Below are 14,778 nucleotides of genomic sequence, written 5' to 3'. Positions count from 1 at the left end.
CTTGCGACAATCCTCAATCTGATAACAATCATTAAATGTCACAGATCCAGGCGTCGGACACGGGATTGCCGTGTCCCTACAGACGATCGGGTAAAATCTATCTGTCGCCCTACTTTTCAGGATCGATCTAAGCGCTGCCAACCGCTCCGAAAGCAATCTTAAAATGCCCAAACTTCCCTCAAAAATCCATCCGTTAAATCCGTTAAATTCCCTACACTGCGCGTTCCCGCCCGAACTTACTCCTAATTTATTGCTTGCTGCTAGGCGATGCGGGTGCAGCGGGGGCGACAACAGCCGTAACATTCACCGTTTTGACACCCTTAATCTCTTTAGCTAGCGGCTCAATTTTAGCTAAATCAGTTTGATTGGGAACTGTGCCACCTACGGTGACAGCCCCGTCTTTTGCCTCAACAGTTAGCTGACCTTTAGTGATGTTTACTTCCAACTTCGAGCGAACTTCACTTTTGAGGTCGCCATCGGCTCTCATTGCATCGCCGCCAGTCACATTGTTGCGCTGTTCTCTGGCCCTGATATCATTATTTGCTTGGTTTTTGCGAATATCGCTAGTGGCGTCACCCTGAGTTTTTTGAACTGTCTCGGCTGGGGGCGGGGTGGTGGTATTTTCTGTGGTAGAATTAGGAGCATCAGCGCTAGTTTTAGCCCCGTCGCTGCAAGCAGCAGCTCCAAATAATAGGATGCCGCTGAGGAGAATTGGTGTTAGTTTGTTCATAATTATGTTAATACCCTCCGGGTAAGCTTTCGATGAGCCTGACTTCCTTGACTTCGTTGAGCCTGATGGGAGCCAGATCGAGCAAGACAGCATCTTTGTTTGTGCTTGCTGCGATTTGAAAATCATTATATTAAATATATAAACTTGAGGAAGTATGTACATCGCTCCACGGGTGTAAAATTTATCTATGTCGTTAGATAGAGTACAAAAAACAAAATAAGGTATTATGTCAAATTTAACTTAATTACTTTTGACCGCATTATTCCTCAGAAACCCCGTAGATGGCTCCATTTTTCGTTGCCAAAGCCAATATTTTCCTATACACCCAGTTTAAAAGGGTAAGCTTTATTAATAAATTCGATCGCCACTGCCAACTAATTTTTCCCCAGAACCGCGAACCTCTGACTTCATCCTTCAATATCCATCCGTTGAATCCGTTAAATCCCGTATATTGCCCGCTGCCTAACTTCCTGCTTCAAAACAAACGAAAAGAGTCGAGAAATTTTTGAGCATTTTCTGGTTCTGGGGTAGTGGCTACCAGCCCGTAAACGCGCGTTTCCACCAAAAAAACTTGACCTACACCTACAGGTTCAGTGGGGGAAAGCGGCTGAAACTCAAACTCTTTTCCCGGATAGCCTCCGAGGGAAATATCCCGCACTTGCAACAATTTAGCATTCGCCCCCACGACAAAGAAATCAACGGCATTATTTAAAGTAATTTTAATATTATTGTTGCTTTGCCGGAAATCTAGGTCAAAGTATTGAAGTAAATAAGTTTCTTTGTTTTTTAAGATCGATCGGTATGTATGAGCGGTAACTTGAGTTGAAAAAGTTTCGGAATTAATTTTGGGAGTTCCCGGCATATCGATCGCAAACTGACCCATCGCCGAGCAAAATGGCTGCCACTCTGGCGTCTGAATTGCTGTCCGCAGCGGGGCTGGTTGAGATGCAGCGGGACGGGCAAACTTGACAGGGGAGAAAAGTAATGTAGCAGTAATTAGAAGTAAATATACCAATTTCATTTCGGTAAAAATTATATTTGCCCGATCGATCTGCGCTAGCCTAGAAATACATCCGCAAAGGGGGGATTTATGCTGAATATTATATTTACTCAACGGCGAGGCAACTCTCAAGGGCGATCGCCAGCTAAAACCAGTAAAACCAATAAAACCAATATACTCGCTGCTGTAAATACTTGGCTGGCTGTGTGTCTGCTGGCTGCTGTCACAGCTTGTGCAAACAGCCCCAACAGCAAGGCACTCGAAGAATCTTTAGCCGCCGATCCCAAATTAAAACAAAATCCAGTGGTTTTCTCTTCCCCGCCACCAGCGACAGCAGTTGAGACAAACTCTACCGCCAAACTTCCTCCCGATTTCCCTACAGAGATTCCACTCTATCCTAATGCTGAGTTAATCGAAGTTGGTGGGCAAACCGATCCGTCGCAAAAAAATGTGCGGCTGCGCTGGGAAAGCACCGATCCGGTTAATTCCGTTCAGAACTTTTACTCCACAGAGTTTGGGCGCCGCAACTGGGAAATAGTCAGCCGCCCCACCGCCGAGGGACAAGGTTCTTTAGTAGCAACCCGAGATAATTTGCGGGTAACTGTGTCGCTTTTTCCTACTGAGAAAGTAGGGGGTTCTACAGAATTTGCGATCGACTACAGCAAAGACAGCCCAGAAATTGCTGCCAGTCCTCAACCTAATAATTCCGAGTCTAGCGCATCTCCAACACCTTCACCAACTCCATCTAATTCAGAGGGAACTACTCCAACGCCATCCGCTTCGCCAAAATCAGCAAAAGTTAGCCAACAAGACGACAAAATTCCTCAACAGTTGCGGCAGTATGTGGCAGATTTAACTCAGTTAGAAGTGCTGAAAGTGCGAACGACAGAAAGTGCTAATTTAGAAACTGCCAGCACTTTGCCCAAACCTAACAAAATTGTCACTCGCCGCGAATACGCCCGCTGGTTAGTAGCAGCTAACAATCAGATTTATGCTAGCCGTCAAGCCAAACAAATTAGATTAGCAGTAGACTCTAGCGAACCGGCTTTTTCTGACGTACCCAAAACAGACTCGGATTTTTCAGCCATTCAAGGTTTAGCAGAAGCTGGTGTAATTCCGAGTTCGCTTTCGGGAGAAACTAAAGATGTGAAATTTCGCCCGGATGCACCTTTAACTCGCGAAACAATGATTCTCTGGAAAGTGCCTTTAGATACTCGTCAAGTTTTGCCGACAGCTAACATTGACGGAGTGAAAGAAAAGTGGGGTTTTCAAGATGCTTCTAAGATTGATTCCCAGGCGTCGCGGGCAGTTTTAGCTGATTTTAACAATGGAGATTTGGCGAATATTCGCCGCGTTTTTGGTTTTACTACTCTGTTTCAGCCGAAGAAATCCGTGACTCGCGCCGAAGCTGCTGCTAGTTTGTGGTATTTTGGCGTTCAAGATCAGGGATTGTCTGCTAAAGATGCTCTGCAAGCAAAGTCTCCACCTGCTGAGTAGAGTTGTTTGGGGTTGTTAAAAGTTTTCAACAAAGCATCTACTTACCCAAACCAAAGAAACCGGGTTTTTTCTACGTTAAAAAACCCAGTTTCTGCGTCCAAGACTGCCGAAATTTTACCAGTTTTCTAGATCGGCGCGCGATCGCCCGCCACAAAACTTACTGCTTGAGTTTCTAGGATTTCTGTGAAAATGGCTTACCCAGAAACCGACTTTTATCTACGAAAATGCCCAGTAAAACGCGAGGCATATCCGGTGAAAAACCCCGTTTCTTTAATTCCTATGGGCGAGTTATGGTAAAAAATCCTTTCAAAAACTATACATCGGCTTTTCTGTCCTTGTGGCCCACCCTAAGGAAGAGATGTTTTTTGCCTTAATCTTAATTTCTGTATCTTTCCACACAACCGCTGCATTTTGCGGACAAATTTTCTCCATATTTTCACTAACACTTTGCTCAAAACTCTCAGTAGGATTCCGGATGCGGTAGCGGCCTTAACGATAAATGAAAAAGAGTGTTTGAGCTCTGGGAGAGCGTTTTTTAATGTACGATATTACCCTATTTACCCCGCAAGACATGGCAAAATGCAGCTTAGTCCTGCGCCAGTTAGGTAAAAATACTGCTAGTATGGAAGCCAGCAGCCAGAAGATTGTTAACTATATTTACCAACATTTTTGCGACTCGCAAACTGGAGAGAATACCTGTGCCTTAGTGCGTTTGTTCAAAACTCATCCCTACGGGGAATTAGAAGACTCATTGCAACAATCCGCGCGCCGCTTAATGAACGGCAATTCCCCCGCCGCCGACATGAAATGTTGGACTCTGCTAGCAGCCGCAGGCACAGAACCGCAGTGGAATTCTCGGCACACAGCAGCAGAAAATACAGCTATTCCATTAGTTAGCACAAAATTAGTGGCTCAAATGCCGGCGATTTCGGAAATAATCCGGCAGTTTGGTTTAGACATTCCTACATTCGTCGGAATTGAGCGAGAAAGGTTCCTGCAATTAGAGCCCGCAGTATTAAATATTTTTCACGTATCAGAGGCAAAAGACAGCCCCTTTATTCCTGAGCAAAATTCTTTAATTATCCCCTACCAAGTCAAGTCTGTCTTGGGATTTGGGGGACTTCTGCCGTCAGGAAGTTTGTTTGCGGTAGTGATGTTCCTGAAAGTTAAAATTCCCCAAAGCACGGCTGAAATGTTTAAGAATTTGGCACTTAGTGTCAAAACTGCATTGTCTGTTTTTGACAAAAAAGATATTTTTGAATGTTCAAAGAATGCTAATAACATTGTTACAAATAACAATGTTACCGAAAACCAATTACTGGAATATCAAGTTGCTAATTTGATTCAATTGCTGGATTTTTCGGAACAAGAAATGCTCAGACAAGCCGCTCGTTTTCAACGGACAATTGACAAGTTGCAGCGCGAAATTGCCGAGCGCAAAAACAAGGAACAAGTTTTGAAATCAAGTCAAGATCCATTCACAGGCATCCTCAATATTCCCAAAGATGCTGTTGATCGCGTCGAAGAAAATCAAGGAATTCAGCATTTTAATCAAGGGGAAGAACAGATTTAACCCAAGCTCTGTGTTTAGTAACCCGGTTGCTTTGATAAACCGGGTTGTTGCTGTGTTTTTGAGTTATACCAGTTCCCCCAAAATATGCTGCAACGATCTTAGAGTTTAAGGATGATTGTATCAAAGTAAACTACCGAGAAAGAATTGATTTAACAGCTAATGTCCTATGCACTCTTGAGGACTTCCTGAGAACCCTAAACCATACTGTACTCAGTTGGTGTAGGAATATGTCACTAAAATTGAAAAAAGTCAAAAGGTAAGAAAGCTTTCAGTAAAAACAAGATTTTTTACTTTTGGCTTTTGACTTTTGACTTTTAGCACATCCAGTATTCAACTCAAAACTCAAAACTCAAAACTCAAAACTCTTAAGGCGCTGCTGCCGCCCTGCGGTTGGCAACAATCAGATTAGCCTGATACTCTGCCGCTTTTTGCTGAGCCTTTTGATAGTTCGGGCTGGTTGAGGGCACGGCTCTCATGAGCTTAACCGCTTGCTGCCACTCGCTTGCTACTGCGATCCACTCATTTTGAGACTGAGCCGTCTGGGCCGAAATTGCTGCCTTCTGAGCTGTGTTAACGGCTTGCCTCCAAGAGTCAGGCTTAGGCGCGGCGGCTGTTGGCGCCGGAGAGGCTGCCTTAGGCGCCGGAGATGCTGGTGCAGCTTTGGGTGGTGGAGATGTCGGAGCTGGGCTTGCGGGCGCAGCAGCATTGGGAGCGGTTGCGGGGGTCTGAGTGGCTGCCTGTGGGGCGCGCCCAGATGCGGCTGGAGAGGGTGCGGTGGCTTTAGAAGCGGGAGATGAGGGTTTGGGGGAGGGGGAAGCAGCTTCGGGGGGGTTCGGTTCTGGGTTGGAGCCGCCGAAGGGGAAAGTTTTAGTAAAGAAAAGCCCTGCGATCGCCGCCAGAGGTACTAAGATACCCACAGGTATTACCCATTTGGGGAATTGTTTTTTCGGAGGCGGGGCTTGATCTTCGTCTTCGTCTTCGTCTTCCTCATCGTCATCTCGATCGAATTCTCCTTCTTGATAATAGTCTTCGCCTTCGGGCTCGACATCATCTAAACCTACAGAGTCGTCAGGCATTCTACTATCCAAGGGGTAAGGCATTGGCTCCGCAGGCATCAGATCGATTTCATCTTCCCACGCAGGCGATCCGTCACCTGTTCGACGCCCGTAAACCTTGACAGTGTGAATTGATTCGAGTCCCAGCTTCGTCATGCCGGTGCGGATGAAATCGACCAATACCATTTGATCCGGTACTTTGTCTGCCTCCAGAATTATGTGGAGGCAGCCGTTGTCCCGCGTCACATCGGCGTTGATGCCTTTGGGTTTGAGTGTACGGTTGATGCTAGATGCGATCGCTTTTGGATCGCCTTGCTTGAGCAGTTCCCGCGGGTTCTGTTGTGTCATGGGTAGCGCTCTTTTTTTGGGGGGGGTGGAGAGCCGGCAAATAATATTAACCGATCGGCATTCGGCGGACAATATTTATTTACCACATTAACTTCTACTTTGGCATTCTGAGAGTATTTCTAGTATCTATTGACCTTTGGGCCCGCGAGCCGGTATCAAGCACATAGCCGAAGAAAGAAATTTGTTGTAAAAATTTACAGTAAGGGGCCGATCCTGTGCCCTGTCGCGCATCAGCGAAACAAGCTAGAAAGTTCTATAACTTTGGTTTGCAGGGTTGAGATTTCTTCTCGCCCCCGTTTTAAAGAAGCTTCTAAGTCTAGCAGCAAGGGCAAACTTTTTTGCAGTTTTTCTAAGCTGGCGTTCTTGACTTCTTGTCGAAAATAGTATACTCGTTTCGGATTGCCTAGGTCTAGAGCTTGAGCAATTTTATCATCGCGATCGCCCGCTTGGATCATCGCCTTTACCCACAGCCAAATCCGAAACTTACCAGTCAAGCCAGCCACAATCCTCAAACCAGGCTCGCTGCGGCCAGTTAAGCCTGCCAATAAATCCAAAGCCGCGGAGGTATTGCCCTCGCGAATCGCATCGGCTAGCTGGAAAGTATTCTGGGCGTGACAGTGCACCAGTGCGGCAACTTCTTCGGGGTTCAGAGGTTGGCTGCGGTTGCCCGCAAACAGCAGCAATTTTTCGAGTTCGCTGTATAGCTGGCGGGTATCGCTGCCAATGGATCCGGCCAAAAGTTCGATCGCTGTGGCCGTCAATTTGACGTTCATTTCGCCGGCGACTTGGCGCACCCGCTGGGCTAATTCTTTGTCATTCCAAGGCGGAATCGGCGAAAATTCCCGCACTTGGGCGGACTGGACAAGTAACTTGGTAGACTTGAGCCGGCTGTCGGGTTTTTTGACGGATGTCAGCAGCAACACGGTGGTAGGGGGAATCACCGGCAGCGTCCGTTCAAATTGCGCTAACAGTTCTGGAGAGCACTGCTGCGTTACAGTCGTATTTGCCAGCCAGACAAAACGGCTGCCGGTACCGAAGGGGGGCGTCAAGGCTCGATCGAGCCCTTCGACCACAGCGTCGGCTCGATCGGCAATAATTTTGTCATAGTTAAAACTAGCCCAGTTGGGGTCGAGGACAGTTTGGCGCAAACTTGTCACAGCTTGCGCGATCGCAAAGTCGTCTTCCCCCCAAAACAGGTAAATTTGCATGAAAAACGCTCAGTAGCCAAAAAATCAGAGTTGCACGGGAGGCTTGTCCAACATATCCTGAATTGGGCTGTTGGAAGCCCGCACCATAATATAAAATTTGGTGTGGGAGTTTGTCACCGCGAGGAAATCAAGATTGGATGATACTTATCAAGCTTACGTAAATCGGGTGGCGCGAATGACGCTGCTGGACTCCTACAAGTCCCAGGTGGAACACATTCAGGAATCTCCTAAATTTAAGCCCGACGAAGCCGGTCACAGATATCCTGTACCTTTTCCGGGTTATTCGGTGATTACGCCACCTGCTGGGGAAGATCCAGAAAATGCTGCACTTTATAGTAATTTGCACTCGATCCAACAACGGCTATTGCAGGAAATAGCGGATGGTGCGCTCGTGGCACTGCCTCCTGATAGCTTCCATTTAACCGTAGCCGATTTGATTTGGAGCAGCGCTTTTCGAGATGCCTCCGATAAAAATCCAGAATTTGAGGAGCAACTGCGCTCGCGCATGGCCGATCGTTTTGCCGCCTGCAAACCCTTGGCGGGCGGCGCTCCCATTCGCTGGATAGTGCTGGGGTTGATGGTGATGACTAGAGCTGTGGGTGTTTGTTTGGCACCGACGGACGAAAACTCTTACAAGCAAATTCTTGAGTTGCGCCGATCGATCTATCAAAATCCCGATTTAATGGCTTTGGGAATCGAACAGCAATATCATTTTACGGCACACATTACTCTGGCTTATTTTGGGGACACCGGGCCGAACTTAGACCGCGATCGCTTGTGCGCTTTGCTGTCAGAGTTAAACGAGCAATGGCTGGACACGCCGCAAGAACAGTCCGTAAACCGAGTGGAACTGCGGAAGTTTGACGACATGACCACCTACCTCCGGCAACCGGATTGGCCTGTTTTTGAGTTTTAACGAAGGAAGAGGGAAGAAGGAAGAAGGAAGAGGGAAGAAGGAAGAAGGAAGAAGGAAGATTTTTTCCCATCTCCCACTCACCCCATCTCCCACTCACCCCATCTCCCACTCACCCACTCTCCCTCTCTCCCCTTTGACCAAAAAAATGGGATACAAGCCTCCCCCTTCTAAGGGGAATTTCGGTTGGGAATCTCTCCGAGAGGTTTTTGAATAAACAGCACCGCATTTATTCAGGCGGGTTATAAAATTGTTGTATGTTGAATCTAACCTACGAGTACAAGCTCATTCCTACCGATACGCAACGCCAAACTTTCGACCAGTGGCTCAATATTTGCCGCAAGGTCTACAACTTTGCATTGCGAGAACGAAAAGATTGGGTTAATTCTCGTAAGTGTGATATCAATTCGTGCAGTATTAAGCAGGAATACATTATCCCTGCTGATGCACCGCGTCCAACCTTTGCCCGCCAATGCAAATCATTGGCATTGGCAAAGAAGTTAATTCCTGAGTTGAAATTGCCTCACACCCATGTCTTGCAGCAGGCGTTGCGCCAACTAGAGGCAGCGTTTGTGGCGATGTGGGAACGAGGACACGGTTTCCCTAGATTCAAAAAACGGATGCGCTCATTTGTGTTCCCTCAATTGAATCTAGAATCCGTTAAACAGTTTGATGGTGCCGATTGGGTCAACTTGCCCAAGATTGGAAGCGTCAAAATGCACCTGTCGCGTCCAATCCCTCAAGGGTTTGATGTCAAGCAAATTCGCGTTGTTAAGAGGGCTTCTGGCTACTATGCCATGCTCACTTTGCAATGTGATATCCAAGTGCCTCAAGCCTCACCTTCAGGGCATGGATTAGGGATTGATTTAGGGTTAAAACATTTTTTGGCAACTTCTGATGGTGAATTGATTGATAGACCTCGATTCTTTGTGGATGGACAACGCAAGCTGAAATTGCTGCAACGTCAACTCAAGCGCAAGAAAAAAGGCTCTAGAAAGTTTCGTCAAATTCATCACCAAATAGCCTTGCACCACGAATACATCTCGAACAGTCGCAAAGACTTTCATTTCAAGACCGCACATCATTTATGTACCTCCGCCCAAACAGTATTTGCTGAGGACTTGAACCTCAAAGCAATGTCAGCCGGAATGATGAGCAAGCACACGCTTGATGCAGGGTTTGGTCAGTTCTTGAATATCTTGAGCCATGTTTGCTTTAAGCGAGGTGCGTACTTCGCGTCTGTAAACCCGAACGGAACAAGTCAAACTTGTCCAAGATGTCAAACTCATACAGGCAAAAAAGAACTATCTGAACGGGTGCATAAATGTCAAACGTGTGGCTATGAAACGAATCGAGATGTTGCAGCCGCGCAAGTAGTATTGCAGCGTGGATATACAGCGGTTGGGCAAATCGCAGTGAATTTTGGGGAGGGCAAGCTACGTGAGTGGTCCCAATGAACCAAGAATCCCTGCTCCTGTAGGACAGGGAGTTGTCAAAGTACACGTTGTTGGTATAGGTTTAGATGGAGCTGCTGGGCTGAGCGAATCGGCGCGGCAGGTTGTAGAAATGGCCGCTCTGCTAATAGGGAGCGAGCGCCATTTGAGCTATTTTCCCCAGCACGACGCAGAGCGCTGGGCGTTGGAAGATTTGACCGAAGCAATTCTGGAAATTCGGCGCTGGTGGGCGACTGAACCCGAATTAGATCCCTCTGCGGGAACGGTGGAACCCCGTGATCAACCGATCGTAATTTTAGTAGCCGGCGACCCGCTGTTCTACGGCTGGGGAAAGTTGCTAATTGCCCAATTGCCGGCAGAAAAATTGACTTTTTACCCCCACGTCAGTTCTGTGCAGTTGGCTTTTAATCGCTTGCAAATCCCTTGGCAAGACGCTCATTTTGTGGGTTCTCAAGGACGTTATTTTGAGGAACTGACTGCCAAACTCAAGCTCGGTGTCGAGAAAATTGCAGTGCTCGCCGACGAAACTCATACTCCGGCGGCCCTGGCAAATTGGGTAAAAGCTCTAGATTTGCCTACACGCTACGAGTTTTGGGTTTGCGAAAATTTGGGTTCTGCTGACGAGCGGGTGGGCCTGCGTTCTCTGTCAGCTTTGCTGGGAGAGTCTTTTGCACCGCTGAGCGTGGTTGTGATGCTGCGGGAGTCCCCGCCGAGGGCAGAACCTTTGGATTTGGAAAAGTTGCCTTTGTTGGGAATACCGGATGCAGCTTTTATCGGTTGTGGCGACAAGCCGGGTTTGACGGTGGAACGGGAAGTGCGGGTGTTGGTGCTGGGACAATTGGCTTTGCAACCGGGACAAGTTGTCTGGGATGTGGGCGCTGGTAACGGTTCTGTGTCGATCGAAATTGCTCGTTTATTCCCGCAGTCTGAGGTGTACGCGATCGAACAAACGGTTTCTGGTACTTCTGCGATCGAGTTCAACAACGGCCGTTTTGGGCTGCAAAATGTGTTTTCGATTTATGGAACTGCCCCGGAAATTTTGCACCGCTTGCGTCCTCCGCACCGGATTTTTATTGGCGGTAGTGGCGGAGGGTTGACTAAAATTTTGGGCGTTTGCGCGCTGCGGCTGATTCCTGGAGGCTCGATCGTGCTGGCTTTGGATGCTTTTGAGGATATTGCTACTGTTTTGAGCTGGATGGGCGATCGGGTGCGCCGGGAACCGCACTGGAGTTACCGAATCGTGCAAGTGCAGTTATCTCGTTCTGTGGCTGGGGGAAATTCAACTCGTTTTGACGCGCTGAATCCGGTTTCGATTGTGACGATCGATCGACATTTGAATTAATGTCTGAATTTTAACCGCCGATTAACGCAGATTAATGCCTGTGTTATCTGTGTTTTTTCTGGTTTTAGTTCTCGCTTGATTGAATCTAATCTTTTTTTACCGCAGAGGGCGCAGAGGGCGCAGAGGAAGAGAGGAAGAGAAGAGGTAATTTTAAAGGGGTTTGGGGTATTAGGTTTTAATTTTTAATTAAGAACAGTACGGCTGCTGTTGCTAGCAATAACAAAATTCCGGCGACACCGGCTAGGGGTTTTGCTGCTATTCCTGTAATCCATTCCGGTGCGCGGCCTGTGGGATTAATTGCGCCTTCTGTATCTACGGTAGTTATACCCCAAATCCAAGCTGCGTGAATGCCGATCGCCAATCCTAAACTGCCATTGTTGGCGATGCGGGCTAATGTTAAAACCATCCCCATCAGCCACAATCCGGGAAGTTGCGGTAGAGTTTCTTTGGCGGCCCAAATTAGGTGGGCGATCGCAAAAATGAAACTGGCGATCGCTGCTGCGATTAGCACTGAGTAATCTTGCTGGAGGATTGTTTGCAAGCAGCCGCGAAAGATTAACTCTTCTGTGGCGCTAATCCACAGTGCTAATAACAGAGTCAGCAGACTAGCAGGGTTAAAAATTAAAGTCCAAAAATTAATTGGTTTTTCGACTGTTTCGGTAGAATTTTCGCTTTTTTGTAGCTCGAGCCAGCCTGCGGTTAATTGCAGACCGAATAAAATTACTAAGCTGATTATTCCTAATCCTAAGCCCCGCAGTAATGACATCAAAACTGCGAGTTGCCAATCCCAACCCCAGTTAGTAAAAGATGTGTTTTCGATCCAACTTGTCGCCCATAAAATGAAGGGGACAATCACGTAGAGGGAAGCTAGTAAAGGTAGTTTTTTGTTTCCCAGGGGTTGGGGTGGATGCCATTTGAGGGCGATCGCCAGCACAATCGCTGCGGGAAGCCACACAACCATCCAAGTTGAGAAAAACAAGATTATTTTGACAATTGCTGGTATTGACGGCGACAGCAGTCGCAGGTTAGTTATACTATTCCACATTTAATGGGTTGCGATCGGTACGCGTCTAATCAGTTAAAAACTTGACATTACTGGACAAATGGCAATAAATGTAACCATCAAAATGGTGAATGGGCGTGGCAGGGTTTCCAACGAATACTCTGCAAGTCTACCTTTTCCACAGTCAAATCAAAAGCACCCGATTTCCTGACGGTAACTTTCGACACTTGGAGTTGGAGGGGTGTAAGTGTCCCCACACAGCCAGCATCGAGCCAGTGAGTGCTGAGAACCTAAATGCAGAATATAATCGAGCATAATATATAAGTGAGGGTGTGATGACACTAGATTTTCACAGATTTTTTAAAGCATCCAATCCCAGCCGGACTCTTGATATCAGCCAACCTGAAGATAGACAGTATTACATCGATTTTTCAGCAGTGCGAGGGAGCAATCTGATCAAAGAACTGGGTCGTGCTATAATCTTCTCCCAAGATGAGCCAACTTGTCAGTTATTCACCGGACATATCGGTTGCGGGAAATCCACTGAATTATCGCGACTAAAAGCAGAGTTAGAACAAAAAAGTTTCCACGTAGTTTATTTTGAGTCTTCTCAAGACTTCGATATGGGAGATGTGGATATCAGCGATATCTTACTGGCGATCGCCCGTCAAGTCAGCCAGAGTTTGGAGGCCGCTCACATCCAACTCCAACCAACCCGTTTCCAGAATTTACTCCAAGGAGCTGCCAACCTTTTAAACTCAGAAATCACCGGAATCAAAGCTAAAGTTCCTGTCGTGGGCGATATCGGCATAAATGCAGAACCAGGAAAGTTTTCCCTAGCAGTAGGAATAGGAGAAATCACCACCAAAGCAAAGGATAGTAAAGATATTCGCTCTCTGTTAAGACAACACTTGGAGCCGCGAGTCAATAATATCTTAGAAGCCATTAATCAGGAACTAATTGAACCAGCCCAAAAGCAGCTAAAGCAGCAAGGCAAAGCCGGAATGGTCGTGATTGTTGACAATCTAGACCGGATTGATAACAAGCCAAGGTCATCAGGAAGAACTCAACCTGAGTACCTTTTTGTAGACCGAGGAGAACAACTGAACAAACTCAAGTGCCACGTTGTCTACACCGTCCCCTTAGTTCTAGCGTAAGGATTCAGGTCAAAAAAACTTCAGTGTCAAAAGCTGGTAAAATAAACGAATGAAAAAGCCCGCAGCCACCAGAGAGCAGAAAAAAACCGAAATCCAGCAGTTGAGCCAAGCTGAACTGGTGGAAATGGTACTGGGGCTGCAAAAAATTATTGAAGAATTACAAGAAAAACTAGCCATTGCTACGGGGAAAAGTCGAACCACCAGTCAGACTTCATCAAAGCCCCCATCAACGGATCTGATCCAAAAATCAGAGAAACCAACAGTCCAACCAGAAGCAGACCAAAAAAAGAAACCAGGTGGACAACCAGGTCATCCCGGGAAAACCCGAAAAGGGTTTGGACGAGTAGACAGAACCGAAATTAGCTCACCCGACATCTGTCTCAATTGTGGCAGTAAAGAATTAAGTGAAGTAATTAACATTCATAGACAGCAAGTAGCAAGTCTAGTAGCAAAACCAATCGAAGTTGTTGAATATCAAACACAATCGTGTAAATGCCTCGAATGTGGTGCAGTAGTCAGAGGAGAACCACCAAGCGGAATAATTCCAGGACAAGACTTGAGCGTTAATCTTCAAGCACTCTTAGTCTGGCTGGGGAATTATGGACATCTTTCCTACGACAAGCTGACTGAATTGTTGTGGGAACTCGGCAGGATAGAAGTGTCCGTAGGAACACTCCAAAAAACCAATCAACGAGTAGCAGCAGCAGTAGAGCCAGCTATCAAAGCACTGTGGGAATGGGCCCCTCTACAATCAAACGTTCATGTAGATGAAACACCCCCGGTGTGTGATGGGGGTTAAAGAATGGCTATGGACGGCTAGTGGAGAAGGATTTTGTTTATTTCATGCCGCAGATACCAGGGGGCGCGTGGAACTAGAAACCATGCTGGGCAAAGAATTTGCGGGAGTCTTAAGCTCAGATGATTTCAGTGTTTATAATGGTGTGAAAGTCGCAGCTCAACAGAAGTGTCTGGCCCATTTACGACGGCATTTTAAGAAAGTGCTGGTACTTCCTGGCAATGATAATGCAGCAGTCGCTCAAATATTTCTGTCATTAATAGATGAAGCTTTTATCGCCCATGAGTCGTGGCGCAAGACGAAGGAGCAACTCACATACTACTCATGGGCTCAGGATTTCAAAATACGATTGAATCTTGCTTTGGAGACTTGGTTGAACAAAGTTGGTTATACCGCAGGTTTGTTACTCAAATCCTTACGGGATAAGGCAGAACAATGGTGGTATTTTCTCTCTGACCCCTCGGTTCCTCCAGATAATAATTTAGCAGAACGTTCTCTACGGTTAGCTGTAACTAAGCGGAAAGTTTCTGGCGGCTCTCGTTCGATGAAACGATTTGAGGAAACGGCTGATCTACTTAGTGTGATTCAAACCTGTCGTTTTCAAGCTCGTTCAGTAATGACTTTTTTCCGTGAGGCTATGAATGCCCATTCTTGTGACTTGGCTATGCCTGAGCTCATTCCCATTCTTCAGACCTGAATCCT

Annotated in this window: 10 protein-coding genes and 2 pseudogenes; 7 read left to right on the top strand and 5 right to left on the bottom strand. The window is 46.8% G+C overall.

The features are described 5' to 3' along the window. Positions 1–247: 247 nt before the first annotated feature. Both QUA78_RS08485 and QUA78_RS08480 read right to left on the bottom strand, forming a co-directional pair. Positions 248–730, bottom strand: a complete 483-nt coding sequence (locus QUA78_RS08485; RefSeq protein ID WP_333300836.1) for a BON domain-containing protein — start codon at positions 728–730, stop codon at positions 248–250. Positions 731–1,205: 475 nt separating this feature from the next. Next, positions 1,206–1,751: a hypothetical protein gene (locus QUA78_RS08480; RefSeq protein ID WP_333300838.1), complete on the bottom strand. Its 546-nt coding sequence runs from the start codon at positions 1,749–1,751 to the stop codon at positions 1,206–1,208. A 69-nt stretch (positions 1,752–1,820) separates the two neighbouring features. Between QUA78_RS08480 and QUA78_RS08475 the strand changes: the two genes are divergently transcribed. After that, a complete protein-coding gene (locus QUA78_RS08475; protein WP_333300839.1) occupies positions 1,821–3,227 on the top strand; it encodes an S-layer homology domain-containing protein in 1,407 nt (468 codons plus the stop codon). Between the two features lie 538 nt (positions 3,228–3,765). Continuing rightward, positions 3,766–4,800 carry a histidine kinase gene (locus QUA78_RS08470; RefSeq protein ID WP_333300841.1) on the top strand — a complete coding sequence of 345 codons (1,035 nt, stop codon included), beginning with the start codon at positions 3,766–3,768 and terminating at the stop codon, positions 4,798–4,800. Positions 4,801–5,165: 365 nt separating this feature from the next. Here QUA78_RS08470 and QUA78_RS08465 read toward each other — a convergent pair whose 3' ends face one another. Next, entirely contained in the window at positions 5,166–6,203 is a 1,038-nt protein-coding gene (locus QUA78_RS08465; protein ID WP_333300843.1) for a hypothetical protein, read from the bottom strand. Positions 6,204–6,433: 230 nt separating this feature from the next. After that, on the bottom strand, positions 6,434–7,411 hold the full coding sequence (gene holA, locus QUA78_RS08460) for a DNA polymerase III subunit delta (RefSeq protein WP_333300845.1): 978 nt from the start codon (positions 7,409–7,411) through the stop codon (positions 6,434–6,436). A 175-nt stretch (positions 7,412–7,586) separates the two neighbouring features. Here holA and QUA78_RS08455 point away from each other — a divergent pair, with 175 nt between their 5' ends. The 3 genes from QUA78_RS08455 (at position 7,587) to cbiE (ending at position 11,120) form a co-directional block, all read left to right on the top strand. Continuing rightward, positions 7,587–8,327 carry a DUF1868 domain-containing protein gene (locus tag QUA78_RS08455; RefSeq protein ID WP_333300855.1) on the top strand — a complete coding sequence of 247 codons (741 nt, stop codon included), beginning with the start codon at positions 7,587–7,589 and terminating at the stop codon, positions 8,325–8,327. A 254-nt stretch (positions 8,328–8,581) separates the two neighbouring features. Further along, positions 8,582–9,781: a transposase gene (locus QUA78_RS08450; RefSeq protein ID WP_333300846.1), complete on the top strand. Its 1,200-nt coding sequence runs from the start codon at positions 8,582–8,584 to the stop codon at positions 9,779–9,781. Then, entirely contained in the window at positions 9,765–11,120 is a 1,356-nt protein-coding gene (gene cbiE / locus QUA78_RS08445; RefSeq protein ID WP_333300848.1) for a precorrin-6y C5,15-methyltransferase (decarboxylating) subunit CbiE, read from the top strand. The genes QUA78_RS08450 and cbiE overlap by 17 nt, the downstream gene beginning before the upstream one ends. Before the next feature lie 175 nt (positions 11,121–11,295). Here the strand turns inward: cbiE and QUA78_RS08440 are convergent, their stop codons facing one another. Further along, on the bottom strand, positions 11,296–12,165 hold the full coding sequence (locus tag QUA78_RS08440) for a CPBP family glutamic-type intramembrane protease (protein ID WP_333300850.1): 870 nt from the start codon (positions 12,163–12,165) through the stop codon (positions 11,296–11,298). 293 nt (positions 12,166–12,458) lie between these two features. Here QUA78_RS08440 and QUA78_RS08435 point away from each other — a divergent pair. Both QUA78_RS08435 and tnpC read left to right on the top strand, forming a co-directional pair. Continuing rightward, positions 12,459–13,274 (top strand): annotated as a pseudogene (locus QUA78_RS08435) (P-loop NTPase fold protein); the annotation flags it as partial. Between the two features lie 55 nt (positions 13,275–13,329). Continuing rightward, positions 13,330–14,773, top strand: a pseudogene (gene tnpC / locus QUA78_RS08430) (IS66 family transposase). Positions 14,774–14,778 lie beyond the last annotated feature (5 nt).

This window comes from Microcoleus sp. K4-B3 (assembly GCF_036704615.1).
Lineage (GTDB): Bacteria > Cyanobacteriota > Cyanobacteriia > Cyanobacteriales > Microcoleaceae > Microcoleus.
This window is presented reverse-complemented; position numbering and strand designations above follow the sequence as displayed.